The following is a 16,012-nucleotide window of genomic DNA, read 5'->3' on the forward strand; positions in this document are numbered from 1 at the left end:
GTGGCAGCCCGTCGGCTCATGAGCATCCGCTTACATTTGGCCGGCAAAGCCCTGAGGCGCATGTCCCGGCATTTCCCCTGTCATCGCCTGCAAGGAAGTGACGCAGGATAGGACACCGACGGTGCGGGGGTCATCCGCACCAAACGCCCGCATCATGGCGGCCAGCACTTCCTTGTAGTCGGCGACGGCCTCCGCTAGGTCCCCCGTCTTAACCCGCCAGCGGGCGAGCAGCATACGACTGGCGATGGTGTCCGGGTGGTCCCCGCCTCGCGTCGCAAGGAAATCAGACAGCAACCTCTCCAACTCGGCCACAGCTTCTGACTGCTCCCCTGCAATTCCCTGCCAGTCAGCAAGGACCATCCGAGTGGACAGCGTCTCCGGGTGCTCCTCACCCAACTCTCGTTTCATGTCCGGAAGCAATTCTTTTGCAGCGGCTACGGCGCCGGACGGATCTCCTGTCTTGCCTAGCCAATCGGCGAGAATCAGGCGAGTGGAGAGGGCCAGCATGTGATTTTCGCCGAACTCGTTCTTAATTTTTGGCAGCAGTTCCTCGAATGCGGCCACGGCCTCCGATGCATCCCCTGAAATGCCGCGCGAGTGGGCCAGGCTGAGGTGGGCAGAGAGGGTCTCCTGATGATTCTGACCGAACTCCTCCTTCATCTCAGGCAACAGCTCCTTGAGGGCAGCTACGGCCCCCGACGCATCCCCTGACATGCCACGGTAATCGGCCAAGAGCCGCCGGGCTACAAGAGCGTCAGGATGGCCTGCTCTGAGGTGGCGTGAGGCAGCTTCCACCAGATCCTGGAAATAGAGCAAAGCGGCGCCAGCCTGACCGCTTTCCCCGAGGCTTTGTCCGGCGCGGTAATGGACGGGGTGAATGTTCGGTTGATAAAGGGAGTTTGTAGCGTGGCCAGTGAGTGCTGTGGCGTTGGCGCGCAATGTTGCGGCCAGGGCGGTGTCACGTTCGACCTCAGACCACGTGGACATCAGGGCGTCGGCGGCGGCGCGGGTGAGCTGGTCGTACTCGTTGGGGGCGAAGACATCATCACGGGTGGCGCGCTGAGTGAGCCGGTGGACGCGGACCGCCTGATGGGGGGTGCCGGGTGTGTGGTCGATTAGGCTCAGGCGATGCAGGTTCCGCAATGCGTCCCAGGCGTCCTGCTCCGTCACCTCGGTATCGGGGGCCGACGCCGGTGTGGCGGCAGAGCGGTGATTAGTGAGGTAGTCGCAAGCGGGCTGGCTGGTCAGGACGTCCTGAGGAATGCCGTTGGGCTCTAGCACGGCGGTGAGTTGGAGTGCTGGGCGCGCCAGGCCGAAGGGGCGGAGAGCATCAGCCCGCTCGATGGAAAGCGACCATGCGGCAGCGACAGTGGTGCTCTGATCGTCAGGCAGGGCGTCCGGCTCAGGCAGTATGTTGGCGAGCTTGGTGGCACGGTCCGCGAGCCGACGGCGATAGTTGCGGCACTGTTCGTGAGTACACCCGGGGCAGCCAACGGGGACACCGGCGTCGACGACGTAGGCAGCGGCCTGGGACAAGGCTAACGGCAGATAGCCAAGGTCCCCGGCCAGCGCACTGATCTCGCCCGAGTCCTCGTGCCGTCCGTGCTCGGCCAGGAACCCGGTCAGGTAGGCGGCGGCCTGCTCTGGAGCGAAAACGCTGAGATCGATCCAGCGTCCGGGTACGGCAGCGTCGCGGCGACGCGTGGTGATGATCGTGCGGCCGTGCGGATTTTTCGGTGGCCAGAGGCCGGTCATGTCAGCGGGATTGGCGACATCGTCCAGCACGACCAGCCACCGGCAGGTTTGTTCGGTTCCTGGTGGCCGAGGTTCCAGCCACGTCAGGAACGCCTGTGCGGACCGCTCGGAGTCCCCGGGGCCGAGGGCCAGGAGCTCGTCGGCTGCCTGGGCGTAGGCAGAGATAGCGGCGGGTCGGCTGCTGGCACTGACCCACACCAGCACGTCCAGTTCGCCAGCCTGCATGCTGCTGCGGGCATAGTGGGCGGCAAGCTGGGTCTTTCCGACGCCACCAGCGCCGCGCAGGATATGGCACAGCACCGCCGTGCCGCCGTTGGCCACAGCGGCCCGCAACTGTTCAGTCTCGTCCCGGTCTTGGAAAGCCTCTGCTTCGCGGGGTATGTCACCGACCAGGTAGGGCCAGGACGCCCGGGCGCGGGGCGCGGCCTGGTAGATGACCCCGACCGCTGCGCTGTTGTGGGCGGCATGGACCGTTATGTTCTCCGGCATAGCGGTGCCCGCGGGCGGTGGTGGTGGGCTTGGAGCTGCCGGTCCGTTCAGCCCTGGGACGGATCCGGCGCCAGAGGGCGGCCGATCTGCGCGCCTCCATGGATGACCCCGGCTGCGATCGAGCCTCCCTCGGCACGGATGTCTACGTTGCCACCAACAGCCAGCCCGCCTTGGCCAGCCGATACGCCGCCGTGGGGGGTGTGGTGCTGGGCCAGCAGGGCACGCAGTTCGTCAGCGGCCTGGTCGCGCTCCGCCTCACCGAGGCTCTCCAGCGTGGCCTCGATCCGGGCCTGCCAGGCCGCCTCTTGGCGGATGCGTACCCGATCCCCAGTGTCCGCATCAGAGGCTTCGATTGCGGATGCGGTCTGGTCCAAGCGCTCCAGTTCTGCCTGCTCGCGTTGTTCGTCGCCTCGCCCGAACCACCGTGCAATCGCCTGCCGCAACCCTGTCCATGCCTCCGTTCCTGCGGCCTGCACCACCGCGATGCCGCCCGCTGCGGCCGCAGCCACCAATGCTTCCTCCAGCACCTTGCGCCCCCTTGCTCTTGCTGATCCGTGGTAGTCGGCTGAAGAGTGTATTGGCCAACAACCGGTTACTCTGAGCCTCTGGTTAGATCACGCTGGGCAACAGCCTATATGTCGCGGATCCGCGCGAAGCTCATCCCTCGGGCCAGTAATCGACGTCTCGGCTCACCACTCCAGCGATCTCACAGCACGCCTCGGCCTTGAAGCCGCCTTTGCGGGCTGCCGCCGTTCACGCCGGGCCGCTCGGAGACGGTAGGGCTGTTTGCTGGGCTGGTCAGCGGCTTGCGCGGATCATCACAGTGAGCACCGGCGAGGCCGGTGACGGCTGACTCTGTCCGATGTCCTCATACCCCCACGACGTGTAGAGGGCGTGGACCCTTCCTTCGCCGGCGGCCGGGTTGACCATAAGGGTGACGTACGGCTCGTCGCGTGTGGCGAGGAGGACGTCATGAATGCGCCGGGCCGTGCCGGTCTTCCGCCAGGCTGGCCGGACGCCGATCTCCTTCAGGGCTACGGCTGGACGCTCGGTGTACTTCTCCGCCGGCGTCGGGCTGGTGCGCTGCCAGTAGCGGTCGCCGTGCTCGATGGTGTTGCCGTAGGCGTAGCCGACCGGATGGCCGTCCGCGTAGGCGAGGACGGCCGTGAACCCTGGTTCGGTGCCGTGTCGGTCGAGGCGTTCGCCGAACGCGGTGACGGCGTAGTTCGGCAGGTGGAGGAGTGGGGCGCGTACGTCGGCGTATACGTCGAGGAGGTCGCTGCGGGCGGTGTCGAGGGCGGTGAAGGTGCGCAGTTCGATGGCGGGCGCCGTGCTCATGCGGCCATCCTCCAGGCGGCGGTGTGCTCGGTCCAGGTCTGCACGGTGGGACTGCTCGGCGCGGTGGCGCGCAGTGCGGCCCCGAACTCCTGCAGCATGCGTGTGACCCGGGCGTGCTGGGTGGCGGCTTCGGCGGGGACCTTCATCGCGGTGGCCGTGGCGGTGTCGGGGGCGCCCTGTGCGAGCTGGGCGTGTGCGAGCCGGGTGGTGGTGATGGCGCGGGACCGGATCATGTGGGGGCGGAGGGCGGACAGGCAGCGGTGGGCGTGGTACTCGGCGGTCGAGTAGTCACCGAGGGCCAAGTGCGCGGAGAGGGCCAGGGAGTCCAGCTCGGCCTGGTCGTAGAAGGCGAGCATCCACACCGGCCGGTAGTCGGCGGGGTCAGCGCGCAGCATGGCTTCCTGCGCCTGCTCGAACGCGCGGCGGGTGCCGGTGCGGTCCTGTGCCGCGCCGTGGATGGCGCCTTGGCGGGCCAGGCCGAGGGAGGCGAACAGAGGGTCACGGCGGGTGAGGTGCAGGTTGCGGGCGACGTCGTTGGCAGCGAACGCGTCCGCCGGGCGGCCCATGTGGCGGTACATGGTGCCCGCGTGGCTCCAGATGCGGAACTTGATCGCCTGGTCGCCGGACATCTCGGCGAGGGCTTGGGCCTCGCGCATGTGCGCCTTGGCGACGTCGTAGCGCCGGCCGTCGATGGCGGCCCACATCGCGGAGGAGCGGAAAGCGGCTGCTGAGGCGTAGAGGTTGCTTCGTACGCGCTGGGCGGCGCTGCCTGCGTTCTGGAGGTTGAGCGTCTCGTCGGCGAGGGCGGCGGCCCGCTGTTCGATGCCGAGTTGTCCGCCGTGGCGGTGGTCGCTGGCGATGATCTCGGCGAAGCGCTTGTTGAGGCGGTTGACGTCGCTCATGCCGATACGGCGCGGCGATGCGGTGCCGGGTGCGGCTGCTGCTGCGGCAGCCGCCGCGATGCTGCCGACGAGGGTGCGGCGCTTCATGTCGGGGTCCTCCTGCTGCGGTGGGGCCGGGGTGGACGAAGGCCGGCTCCGTGGCACGAACCCTAAGGCGATGGCGGGTAGCCCGGTGACGTCCTCAAGTGCCCTGCGGGCGGCTGACTTTGGCCACGTAACCCGGCCCGCCTTCCAGGCCCGGACCGACGAGCCGTCGAGTCCACCAGGGCGTCCGGTCAACCGTTCAATGGCCCTGTTCACGGCCTCGGCGAGGCTGTTGGAGCTGTAGCCGTGTTCGGTCATCCACGCCTCAAGAACGGTGTTGCGGGTGGTGTCCATGCGGGCACGGTAGCCCGCACGATCCTCACTCGCCAGGCAAAGGAGAGGTCAAAACGCCCTAGGTCGGTCCGTCGGCTGAGCGCCTGAACGTCCTAACCAACCTGCTGGGAAAGGGAGTTGTCTGGGTGCTGGTCGCCCGCCGCGCCCCACCGTGCGGGCGGCTGTTGACGGCCCGGCCCGCCCCTGGGGTTCCCCCGCGGGGGTGGGCCGGGCGCCGAGACGACACGAAGGCTCCACCCCAATGACGAGTCTGAGAACCCTAGTTGATGCCCACTCCGTCGGCCATCCCACGTACAGCCAGACCTTCCCGTGCGAGCCGTCCACGGCCGAGCTCGGCCGCGAACTCGTCCGAGACGTCCTCGGCGTGTGGCACCTCGACGGCCTCGCTGACCGTGCCGCGCTGATCATTACGGAGCTCATCGCGAACGCCTCCAGGCACACTCCGTGTCCCGAGATTCGCCTCACGGTTGGGCGGCCGAGCGCGACTCGACTGCGTGTCGGGGTCGTGGACCGGGAACCATCGCGTCTTCCCATACTCAGCCAGGCGGCTGACGACGACGAATCGGGCCGCGGGCTGCTCCTTGTCGACGCTGTCGCCGACCGCTGGGGCTACGACCTGCACGGCTCGGACAGACGTCCTTGGGGCAAAGAGGTCTGGGCGGAACTCCGTATCGAGGGCGGCAGGTGAGCACCCCGGCCACGGCACCCTCGCCCCTTCCGGATCTGGCCCGACTCCGGCCCCGCCAGCAGATGGCCATGGACTGCGCCCTCTGCGCCCGGCCACTGGGAGCGAGCGGTCGACGGCTGGGCGAGATACGCCACCGGGGCCTGCCGTTCCAGCTCTGGGCCTGCGCGCCCAACTGCCAGGCGGCCAGATCGACTATTCCGACCGGCTGAGAAAGGGGATGTCCTTCCATGGAGTGGCCGTGGATCACCGGTGATTGCTGGCTCGGCTGCGGGCGTACCGGCGTCCTGGTGATCTGGCTCGGCCCGGTGTAGTGGGACGGGCAGCACGCACTGGTACGCCGAGGGCCGAGCCGCCGTCGAGGCCAGGAAGCCGGAAAAGTAGTCCTGCTCACGCGTGTGCTTGAGGGCCTTCGACGGCAAGTTCTCGCGCCGATCTGATCACGTATGACGCCGACCGGCACTCACCGCTCCCGCTGGGCACATGAAAGCCGCAGGTGGCCGGCGGGCAAGTAAGACAGTCATCACACAGGTACTTCCACCACCGAAAGGAAGATTGTGTTCAACCACATGGATCGCTTTCCCATGGGCAGCCCGCTGCCGCAGGGACACCTGACCGCCGTCCCATGGGGCCTGCGCCGGATCGCCCCGTACCCGCCCGTCGAGGACTCCGGTTACGCGACGGTGAAGTTGGACCCGGCGACGCAGACCGCCCGGTACTTCGACGCCTCCGGGGCGCCCACCATGTCCCCCGGCCACGGCACATCTTCCGGTACGAATCCCAAGACCGGCACCACCGGCCAGGGGGACCGCAACAGCGACTCCCCGGACAGCGACACGGGCAACGACACCGACCAGTGACTGTGGTGAGGAACGACGAGCGTCCGGTCCTGGTCGTCACCAACCTCGACGACCCGACCGCGGACTTCGTGATCACCGAGCTGCACGACCGGGGTGTCCCGGTCGTGCGGTTCGACTCCGGTGACTTCCCAGCCACCCTGTCGTGTTCAGCCGCCATCGGCGGCGACACTGACGGCTGGCGGGGAAGCGTGCAGACCCCGAGTCGGCATGCCGAGCTGGGCGCCGTGCGCTCCATGTACTACCGGCGCCCCTCCGGATTCGCCTTCCCTCACCTCGACAGGCAGGACGAACGGTTCGCCGTGGCCCAGGCCCGCTACGGGCTCGGCGGCATCCTGACCTCCCTGCCCGGCTGCCTCTACGTCAACCACCCCAACCGCATCGGCGACGCCGAGTACAAGCCCGCCGGCCTCGCGGCAGCAGCGGCGGCAGGCTTCAAGGTGCCGCCCACGGTCATCACCAACGTGCCGGACGACGCACGGGCCTTCATCAAGGAGCACGGCCCGGCCATCTTCAAGCCGATCTCGGTGCCGCTCTACCTGGTCGACGGCCAGGCCCAGACCGTCCCGGTGACCGAAGCGAGTGCCGACGAGATCGATAACTCCGTGACCGGCGCCATGCACCTCTTCCAAAAGCGCGTGGACAAGGTCGCCGACATCCGGGTCACGGTCATCGGCGAGCAGATCTTCGCCGTGCAGATCGACTCCGGTCTCCTCGACTGGCGGACTGACTACAGCACCCACACGTACACGCCGCTTGCGGCCCCGCTCGCGGTGGAGCAGTCGATGCACGCCTACCTGAAGCACTTCGGGCTCGTCTTCGGGGCGTTCGACTTCGCCCTGACCGACTCGGGTGAGTGGATCTTCATCGAGTGCAATCCTTCCGGGCAGTGGGCATGGATGGAGCCGCCCACCGGTCTGCCCATGACCGCCGCACTCGCCGACCTCCTGGAAGGAGGTTTCCATGGCCAGTGAGCCCGAAATCGAGACGGCCGCGGCCGATCTACGGCTTCGGCTCGCCCGCCGGCTGGAGGAGGACGGCCGACTGCGGTCGCCACAGTGGCGAGCCGCCGTTGAAGCGGTGCCTCGCCACGTGTTCGTCCCGCGCTTCTACCGGGAAAGCGACGCACCCGGCGTCACCACTTGGGAGCCCGTGACGCCGGAGACCGTCGGCCAGGACGAGTGGCTCCGGCTCGTCTACACCGACGAGACATGGATGACCCAGTTCGACGGCCACGACATCGACTGGACCGACCCGAAGCCGATCAGCAACGCGGCTCCGACCTCGTCATCGACCCTGCCCAGCCTCGTCGTCCGGATGCTTGAAGACCTGGACGTGCACGACGGCATGAACGTGCTGGAGATCGGTACGGGCACTGGTTACTCGACGGCCCTGCTGTGCCACCGGCTCGACAGCGGCAGCGTGACCTCGATCGAGACGGACGAGGGCGTGGCCCGACGCGCCCGAGAGGCTCTCGCCAGTGTCGGCTACAGCCCTCACCTGCTGGTGGGGGACGGCCGCGTCGGCCACCCGGACGGAGCGCCGTACGACCGGCTGGTCGCCACCTGCGGCTTCCGTAACATCCCGCCCTCCTGGCTGGAACAGGTACGGCTGGGCGGCGTCATCCTCACCACCTTGCGCGGCTGGATGCGTTCCCTCGGCCTGGTCAAACTCATCGCCGCCGGTGACAGCGCGAGCGGCTGGTTCAGCGAGGACGACCCGAGCTTCATGATCGCCCGCCAGCAGGATGCGCCGGAGAGCCTCGGCCTGGTCCCGGGACCTGCCGACGGAACGAAGCGGAAGGCCGCGTACGGACCGGGGGCACTCACCGACTCCGGGCCGGCGTTCATGGCACAACTCGCCGCACCGGACGCCCGATTCTTCTCCATGGCGGTCGACGGCGGCCAGCTCAGCACGTTCGTACTGGACAGCGTCACCGATTCCTTCGCCGTGCTCACCGCTACCGACAGCGGCTGGGGGGTCCGGCAGGGCGGCCCCCGACGTCTCTGGGACGTGATCGAGTCGGCCATCGCCACCTGGGAGGAGCACGACGCGCCGAGCACCGCCGCGTTCGGAGTGACCGTCTCCCGCGACGGACAGGTTGTCTGGCTCGGAAACCCGAGCGGCCCGCAGTGGCGGCTACCCTCCTGACACAGCCACCACCGCCGACGCGAGGAACGCAGGATGGACGACGAGCCGCTGAAGGACTGGGCGGAACGCCGTGACGCGAAGATCGGCCGACTCCGCGCCGTACCCGTCGTCTCCGGCGATGGCCCCAAGGCATCCCATCTGAACCCGGATGCACCCCGAGCCATCGAGCGCTGGAACGGACACACGTGGGAGCCGTACGGCTTCGTCGCCAACCTGGCGGAGGCCAAGGCCCTCCTGCATCCCGATGTCAATGAGCCGACACTGACCGGGCCGGTGCCGAAGCCGCTCGGCTCCGGCACCGGCGAGCACCGCAAACCCCAGTCATCCACTTCGGACGGTGGGGGCCCAGCACAGAGGTGATCAGCGCTGCCGAGTCCGAGACTGCTCCGGTCGCGGAGCCGTGAAAGGCACTGCGATGTGATGTGCGCGGGCTACTGCCTGCGTACGTGGGCCTGGTACGTGTCTGTCGGCGAGGCGGCGGATGCGCCAGGTCAGTGCTCGTGCGGGGCTGTGGGCGTCGTCCAGGGTGCGGTGGGTGAGCACATGGGTGAGGACGGTGGACGCGTTGTGGCCAGTGGCCTCCACCTCGGCGAGGGCGGTGGTGAGGGCGTCGAAGGCGGGGTCTTCGATGATCTGGAGCCTGCTCCCCGAAGAGGACCTGGCGATCGCAGAGGCCGCAGCGCGGCCCGGAGTCCGTGCCGGATGGTGCTGATCCGTTGGGCGATATCCGGGAGATCAACTCCCCGTCCGCTCACGCAAACGGCCCCGGACGACGAGTCCGAGGCCGAATAGAACCCCTCCCTGGGGGGAGAAACCCTAGGTCAGAGCGGTAATGCGCTGTGCCCCCGGCAGGATTCGAACCTGCGACACCCGCTTTAGGAGAGCGGTGCTCTATCCCCTGAGCTACGAAGGCGGATTGTGGCCCGGTGGGTCACTGGCGTCAGCGTACCGGATTCGGTCGGTGGGGGTGTGGGGGTGTCAGGCGAGGGGGACGTGGGTGAAGCGGGAGGCGAGGTGGAGGTCGGACTGGATGTGGTCGGCGGTGGTGCGCAGGTGGGGGAGGACTTCGGTCAGGAAGTTGTCCAGGGTGCGGCGGGCCGCGTGGGTGGCGACGTTCAGGGCGGCTACCGGGCGGCCGGTGCGGTCCCGTACCGGTACGGCGATGGAGCGGAGGCCGGATTCGAGTTCCTCGTCGGCGAGGGCGTAGCCGTGGGGGGCGGTGTTCAGGAGGGCTCGGCCCAGGGCGGTGCGGTTTGCCGGGAGGCGGGTGCCGACGGTGATGTCCACCGTCAGGACGCGGGTGGCGGCGGCGACCGCGAGGTACTGGATCTCGGCCGGGTCGGTGCCTGGCACCAGTACCGCCAGTGCCGTGGGTTCGTGCAGGCGGTCGGCGAGGGTGCGGAGGTGGGGGGTGGCGAGGTGGGCCAGGGTGGTGCGGGACAGGGGTGGGTAGCCGAGGGACAGGACGCGGGGGGTGAGGGTGAACCGGCGGTCCTGGGCGGCCACCAGACCGAGGTGTTCGTAGGTGATCAGGGCGCGGCGGGCTGTTGCCCGGGCCAGGCCCGTCGCCTTTGCCACGTCCGTCAGGGTCAGGGACGAGCGGCCCTCGCCGAAGGCGGTGAGGACGGTCAGGCCCCGGGCCAGGGATTCCACGAAGTCGCGGCCCAGTTCGTGTTTGGAGGCCGTCGTCCAGATGGCGAGGCCTGTGGGGGTTGGGCCGGGCTCGGGAGGTGCGGCTTCCCGTAGTCGCGTCTCCATTGCCGCCACCGTCGTACGGAGCCGGGGGAGCAGGGTCTCGCGCAGGTCTGCCGCCGTGTGGCGGCTGGTGTGGCTGACCACGCTCGCCACGCAGGCGATGCGGGCGGAGGACGGAGTTCGCACGGGGGCCGATACCGCTACCAGGCCCGGTTCGATCAGCTGGTCGTCCAGGGACCAGCCGTTCCGGCGGGCCTGGGCCGCCCGGGACTCGAAGTCGGTCGGGGCGGTGGGGGTGCGGGGCGGTACGGCGGGGAAGCCGGCGTCCGTCGGGTCCGCCGCGCGGCGGGTGTGCCAGGCGGACCAGTCCGCGTCCGTCCACTCGGCCGCGAACAGCGGGCCGGGGGCGGTGCGTTCGGCCGGCAGCAGGTCGCCGATGCGGAAGCTGACGGACATGGCGCGGCGGCGGGTCGCCTGGTGGATGAAGCGGATGCCGTCGCGGTCTCCGACGGCGAGGGAGACGGACTCGTCCAGTTCGTCGGCCAGGGCGTCGGCCTCGCCGTCCAGCAGGGACGGCAGGCGGAGGGCGGACAGGTAGGCGTTGCCCAGCTCCATCACGCGGGGGGTGAGTACCGCGTCCCGGCCCGTCAGGCGGACGTATCCCATGCGGGCCAGGGTCGCGGTGATCCGGTCCACCGTGGAGCGGGCGAGGCCGGTGCTCCGTTCGAGGGCGCTCGCGCTCAGGGTCCCGCCCGCCTCGGTCAGCGCCGTCAGCACCGCCACACCCCGGACCAGCGGTGTCACCGCTTCGGCGGGGGGAGGGGAGGAAGAAGGGGAGGGGGCGGTCATCGACTCTCCGGTACGGCCATCAGGGCAGACGGCGCCGATCAGGGCACGCCTACCGTAAGCGCCTACCGTAAACCGTCGCCCACCTGGTCAGCGTCAGGTTCGGAAACCCGAGACCCGAGATCCGAGACCCGCTGACGCCCTGTCGGTCGCTATCCCCGGATCACCCGTACCCGGTAGTTCCCCGTCCCCGTCCCGTCGACGGCCGACACCTGTACCTCGATGCCGTGCTGCGGGTCCTTGAAGGTCTCGCCCGGGCCGAACGGGGCGTCGGAGAGTTCCGCCTGGACGTTGGGGCTGCGGGTGCAGCCGCCGGAGTCGCCGTGGGCGTCGTACACCTTGATCGGTCCGCGGCCGGTGTCGATGTTCGCGTCGACCTTGTAGATGAGGACGCCGGGGCGGCAGACCTCCTCGTCGTTGCCGCCCTTGGTGCGCACCTCCAGGGCGTAGCCGGTGCGGGCGTCTACGGGGACGAAGACCAGTTTGCGGCCGCCGGGGACGGCGAGGGGGGTGAGGGTGTAGTCGGTGCTGCCCCGGGCCGCCGCGCAGCTGACCTGGTCGGGGTCCAGCCAGCCCAGCTTCCACTTGTGCCAGGCGAGCAGGTCGTTGTCGGCCCCCCAGTCCTCGCTCATGATGTCCCAGTGCCCGACCGCGCCCCCGCCCTCCTGGGTGTAGAGGTCCGGCAGGCCGAAGACATGGCCGTTCTCGTGCGGGAGGACGCGGTAGCCGGTGCGGGCGTAGGAGCCGGAGCCGTCGTCCTGGCGGGAGTAGACGAAGGAGGCGTTGGCGACCGGGATGCCGTCGGCGACGGGGGCGTCGGCGTTGCCGGCGAAGGTCACCGACAGGACCGTCTCCAGGGCGGAGGGGCCGGCGTTCGGGGTGACCAGGACGTTCAGGAGGTCGTACGACCGGAAGTCCACGTCCGGGTCGGCGGCGGCCACGATGTCCTGGACCAGCTGCCGGTAGCCGGGGTCGAAGGGGGCGCCGCGCTCTATGCCGTAGGCGGCGAACGGCTTGGGCATCCGCAGCCAGTGGTCGATCGGGGCGGCGGGCTGGTAGTCGAGCTTGCCGTAGGAGGCGGTGCGGAACCAGTCCTGGGTCTGCGGGAAGAACTCGTGGTAGCGGTCGAGTGCGCTGCCCTGGCCGGGGGCGTCGGAGAAGTCGACCATCAGGGTCAGGGCGTGCACGGTGCCCGTGGAGCGGGAGTAGCCGCCCGGGGTGGGGATGCCCTCGGTCATCTGGACCTCGTGGCCGCCGCTGATCAGACAGGGGCCGTAGGCGGAGGAGCGGGCCAGCGCGATCGGGCCGGCGCCGGCCGGGGTGGGGGCCGCCGTGAGGCGCCCGGTGCCCGCCGAGGTGCCGACCGCCAGGATCAGCACGGTCACGGCGGCGATCGAGACCGCCCGGCGCGTGCCGCTCCGCCGCCGCCTCGCGCATACGTGCCGAACGGGTGCGGCGATCCGGTCGGTCGGGGTGATCTGGTCGGGTGGGGTGATTCGGTTGGGTGGGGTGATCTGGTCGGGTGGGGTGATTCGGTCGGTCGGGGTGATCCGGTCGGGTGGGGCGATCCGGCCGTTCGGGGAGAGCCGACCGTTCGGGGAGATCCCGCCGGTCGCGTTGCTCCGGCCGTTCGGGGAGATCCCGCTGGCCGGGGTGATCCCGCCGTCCGGGGTGAACTGGCCGTTCGGGTCGGCTCGGTCCCTCGGGGCGCTCCGGCCGTTTGGGTCGGCCCGGTCCCTCGGGTTGCTCCGGCCATTCGGGTTGGCCCGGCCGTTCAGGTCGCTCTGGCCGCTCGGATCGTTCCGGCCACTCACGGGTATCGGGCGGTCCGCCGATATGGAGCGGTCCTCGGGCAGAGAGCGGTCCGGGGGTATCGGGCGGTCCTCGGATATGGAGCGGTCCGTGGGCACAGGGCGGTCCGCAGGGACCGGGCGATCTGCAGGCCCAGGTCGGTCCGCGGGCCCAGGTCGGTCCGCAGCGACCGCGTGGTCCGCAGCGACCGGGTGATGGTCCGCGGGCACCGGGCGATCCCCGGATACCGAGCGATCCCCGGATACCGGGCGATCCCCAAATGCCGGGCGGTCCCCAGGGGCCGCCCTGTCCGCCGACGCGGGGCGGTCCGTGGGCATGGGCCGGTGCCCGGGTGTGTGGCGGTGCCCGGGCAGGGGGCGGCGGCTGGGCTGCGGCTGCATGCATGGACCTTTCGCTCCACGGCAGCCGCCGGTCTCCGGCTGCACCCTTTCGATCACCCTGTGTCGACAGGGCCGTGGGCGCGCGTTGGAGGGGCCGATCGTGGGATTCCCCGGGCAGGAGAGTGTGAGTCAGGTCACATGAAGTTTGGGGAAGGTGCGGAAATAACCGGGGAGCCCTTCCCCGTTTAGACCTGTGTCCGCGCGAAACGGGGAGCGGATCCCCGGATCGCGGAAACCAGACAGACCGACGTCCGTCCGACCGACCAGGAGTGCGCCGTGCAGACCGCGACCGCTACCCCCGCCGTGCGCAAGGCACCCCGGCCCCGCGCCGACGCCCTGCGCAACAGGGAGCGGATCGTCACCGCCGCCCGGGAGATGTTCACCGAGTTCGGCCCTGACGTGCCGCTCGACGAGATCGCCCGCCGGGCCGGGGTCGGCAACGCCACCCTGTACCGCAACTTCCCCGACCGCGACGCGCTCGTCCGTGAGGTCGTCTGCTCCGTGATGGACCGGACGTCCGAGGCGGCCGAGCTGGCGCTCGCCGAGACCGGGGACGCCTTCGAGGCGCTGGAGAGGTTCGTGCACGCCTCCGCCGACGAGCGGATCAGCGCGCTGTGCCCGATGGTCGCCAGCACCTTCGACGAGAACCACCCCGACCTGGAAGCGGCGCGTGAGCGGTGCGAGCGGCTCATCGGGCAGCTCATGGACCGTGCCAAGGCGTCCGGACGGCTCCGGCCGGATGTGGGCGTCGGCGACGTGATGATCGCCGTGGCCCAGCTCAGCCGGCCCCCGGCCGGCACCGGCTGCCGGATCAACGACCGCTTCGTCCACCGTCATCTGCAGCTGTTCCTGGACGGACTGCGGGCCCCGGCCCGCTCCACCCTGCCCGGCACGGCCGTGACCATGGAGGACCTCCGCCAGGCCTGACCCAGCCGCGAACCACCGATCAGTTCGGGACCGCCGACCGGTCCTCTACCTCAACACGTTCCGTTCTCCGCCAACGTCACCGCCACCGTCACCGTCACCGAGTCCGACCTTCCGTCACCACGTTCTGACTTCCCGTCACGAAGTCAAGAAGTCACGCAGTCACGCAGTCACGCACTGACACAGTCACGCACTCACGCAGTCACGCATTTCTCAAAGTCAACGAAGTCACGAAGTGGGTACCCCCATGTCTGAAACAGCCGCCAAGGCTCCCGGCGCCGCGGACGACCGTTCCGCGCACGCCAACCGCTGGCGAGCGCTGGTCTTCATCGCGCTCGCCCAGCTGATGGTCGTCCTCGACGCCACCATCGTGAACATCGCACTGCCCTCCGCCCAGACCGACCTGGGCATCTCCGACGGCAACCGGCAGTGGGTCGTCACGGCCTACGCCCTCGCCTTCGGCGGTCTGCTGCTCTTCGGCGGCCGTATCGCCGACCTGTGGGGCCGCAAGCGGGCCTTCGTCATAGGCCTGATCGGCTTCGCCGCGGCCTCCGCGCTCGGCGGCGCCGCGACCACCGGCGCCATGATGTTCGGCGCCCGTGCCCTGCAGGGTGTCTTCGGCGCCATGCTCGCCCCGGCCGCGCTCTCCCTGCTCGCCGTGATGTTCACGGACGCCAAGGAGCGTGCCAAGGCGTTCGGTATCTACGGCGCGATCGCCGGTGGCGGCGGCGCCGTCGGCTTCATCCTCGGCGGTGTGCTCACCGAGTACCTGGACTGGCGCTGGACGTTCTTCGTGAACATCCCGTTCGCCATCGTCGCCGCGCTCGGCGCGTACTTCGTCATCCGTGAGCCGGAGGGCGGCCGCAACCGCAACCCGCTCGACATCCCCGGCGTGCTGCTCTCCACCCTCGGCCTGGTCTCGCTGGTCTACGGCTTCACCCGCGCCGAGTCCGACGGCTGGGGCGACACCACCACCGTCGGCCTGTTCGTCGCCTCCGCGGTCCTGCTGATCGCGTTCGTCGTCACCGAGGCCCGGGTCAAGGCCCCGCTGCTGCCGCTGCGCGTGATCCTCGACCGCAACCGCGGTGGCATCTACCTCTCGCTCGGTATCGCGATCATCGCGATGTTCGGCACCTTCCTCTTCCTGACCTACTACCTCCAGGTCATCAAGGGCTTCTCGCCGATCAAGACCGGCTTCGCCTTCCTGCCGATGATCGCGGGCATGATGATCGGCTCCACCCAGATCGGCACCCGGCTGATGACCCGGGTCCCGGCCCGGGCGCTGATGGGCCCCGGCTTCCTGGTCGCCGCGGCCGGCATGCTGGTCATGACCCAGATCGAGATCGGCTCGTCGTACGCCTCGACGATCCTGCCCGCGATGGTGCTGCTCGGCCTCGGCATGGGTACCGCGTTCATGCCGGCCATGTCCCTGGCCACGCTCGGCGTCGAGCCCCGGGACGCCGGTGTCGCCTCCGCGATGGTCAACACCTCGCAGCAGGTGGGCGGCGCCATCGGCACCGCTCTGCTGAACACGATCGCCGCGTCCGCGACGACGTCGTACATCAAGGACCACATCGCGACCGCGACCTCCAAGCCGCAGCAGCAGCTGGTCCAGATGGAGGGCGCGGTGCACGGCTACGCCAACGCGATCTGGGTCGCCGTCGGCATGCTGGTGCTGGCCGCGGTCGTCGTGGTGAGCCTGGTCAACGCCGGCCGGCAGGACACCACGCCGGTCGCCTCCGGTGACGGCGCGGAGGACGAGGTGGCGGTTCCGGTGGTCGCCCACTGAGCCCGCCTCCG

13 protein-coding genes and 1 tRNA gene are annotated in these 16,012 nt (G+C 69.6%); 7 read left to right on the top strand and 7 right to left on the bottom strand.

All coding sequences use genetic code 11. From position 1 onward, the window contains the following. Positions 1-30: 30 nt before the first annotated feature. The 4 genes from ACGFZS_RS45000 to ACGFZS_RS45015 form a co-directional block, all read right to left on the bottom strand. Complete coding sequence (locus ACGFZS_RS45000) at positions 31-2,244, bottom strand: tetratricopeptide repeat protein (protein WP_393800040.1); 2,214 nt, start codon at positions 2,242-2,244, stop codon at positions 31-33. Positions 2,245-2,291: 47 nt separating this feature from the next. Further along, positions 2,292-2,771, bottom strand: coding sequence for a hypothetical protein (locus ACGFZS_RS45005; protein ID WP_393800041.1), 480 nt, complete (start codon positions 2,769-2,771; stop codon positions 2,292-2,294). Positions 2,772-3,042: 271 nt separating this feature from the next. Then, positions 3,043-3,582 (bottom strand): GNAT family N-acetyltransferase, encoded by a 540-nt coding sequence (locus ACGFZS_RS45010; RefSeq protein ID WP_393800042.1) that lies wholly within the window; start codon positions 3,580-3,582, stop codon positions 3,043-3,045. Continuing rightward, entirely contained in the window at positions 3,579-4,862 is a 1,284-nt protein-coding gene (locus ACGFZS_RS45015) for an XRE family transcriptional regulator (RefSeq protein WP_393800043.1), read from the bottom strand. The genes ACGFZS_RS45010 and ACGFZS_RS45015 overlap by 4 nt, the downstream gene beginning before the upstream one ends. 241 nt (positions 4,863-5,103) lie before the next feature. On the opposite strand from ACGFZS_RS45015, the gene ACGFZS_RS45020 reads away from it, so the two are divergent. From ACGFZS_RS45020 to ACGFZS_RS45040, 5 genes are all read left to right on the top strand, one after another. After that, positions 5,104-5,550 carry an ATP-binding protein gene (locus ACGFZS_RS45020; protein WP_393800044.1) on the top strand — a complete coding sequence of 149 codons (447 nt, stop codon included), beginning with the start codon at positions 5,104-5,106 and terminating at the stop codon, positions 5,548-5,550. 554 nt (positions 5,551-6,104) lie between these two features. After that, on the top strand, positions 6,105-6,407 hold the full coding sequence (gene tgmA / locus ACGFZS_RS45025; RefSeq protein WP_393800045.1) for a putative ATP-grasp-modified RiPP: 303 nt from the start codon (positions 6,105-6,107) through the stop codon (positions 6,405-6,407). A 5-nt stretch (positions 6,408-6,412) separates the two neighbouring features. Further along, a complete protein-coding gene (gene tgmB / locus ACGFZS_RS45030; protein WP_393800046.1) occupies positions 6,413-7,378 on the top strand; it encodes an ATP-grasp ribosomal peptide maturase in 966 nt (321 codons plus the stop codon). After that, complete coding sequence (gene tgmC / locus ACGFZS_RS45035) at positions 7,368-8,555, top strand: ATP-grasp peptide maturase system methyltransferase (RefSeq protein WP_393800047.1); 1,188 nt, start codon at positions 7,368-7,370, stop codon at positions 8,553-8,555. The genes tgmB and tgmC overlap by 11 nt, the downstream gene beginning before the upstream one ends. Positions 8,556-8,588: 33 nt before the next feature. Further along, positions 8,589-8,915 carry a DUF6087 family protein gene (locus tag ACGFZS_RS45040; RefSeq protein ID WP_393800048.1) on the top strand — a complete coding sequence of 109 codons (327 nt, stop codon included), beginning with the start codon at positions 8,589-8,591 and terminating at the stop codon, positions 8,913-8,915. Positions 8,916-9,395: 480 nt separating this feature from the next. On the opposite strand, the gene ACGFZS_RS45045 is transcribed toward ACGFZS_RS45040, so the two are convergent. From ACGFZS_RS45045 to ACGFZS_RS45055, 3 genes are all read right to left on the bottom strand, one after another. Next, positions 9,396-9,468 (bottom strand) — tRNA-Arg (locus tag ACGFZS_RS45045). A 65-nt stretch (positions 9,469-9,533) separates the two neighbouring features. Next, entirely contained in the window at positions 9,534-11,099 is a 1,566-nt protein-coding gene (locus ACGFZS_RS45050) for an IclR family transcriptional regulator C-terminal domain-containing protein (RefSeq protein WP_393800049.1), read from the bottom strand. 149 nt (positions 11,100-11,248) lie between these two features. Then, positions 11,249-12,490 (bottom strand): M6 family metalloprotease domain-containing protein, encoded by a 1,242-nt coding sequence (locus tag ACGFZS_RS45055; RefSeq protein ID WP_393800094.1) that lies wholly within the window; start codon positions 12,488-12,490, stop codon positions 11,249-11,251. A 1,074-nt stretch (positions 12,491-13,564) separates the two neighbouring features. Here ACGFZS_RS45055 and ACGFZS_RS45060 point away from each other — a divergent pair. Then, a complete protein-coding gene (locus tag ACGFZS_RS45060) occupies positions 13,565-14,215 on the top strand; it encodes a helix-turn-helix domain-containing protein (protein ID WP_365694141.1) in 651 nt (216 codons plus the stop codon). 244 nt (positions 14,216-14,459) lie between these two features. Next, positions 14,460-16,001, top strand: coding sequence for an MFS transporter (locus tag ACGFZS_RS45065; RefSeq protein WP_393800050.1), 1,542 nt, complete (start codon positions 14,460-14,462; stop codon positions 15,999-16,001). Positions 16,002-16,012 lie beyond the last annotated feature (11 nt).

This window comes from Streptomyces sp. NPDC048288 (assembly GCF_043201555.1).
In the GTDB taxonomy this organism is placed as follows: domain Bacteria; phylum Actinomycetota; class Actinomycetes; order Streptomycetales; family Streptomycetaceae; genus Streptomyces.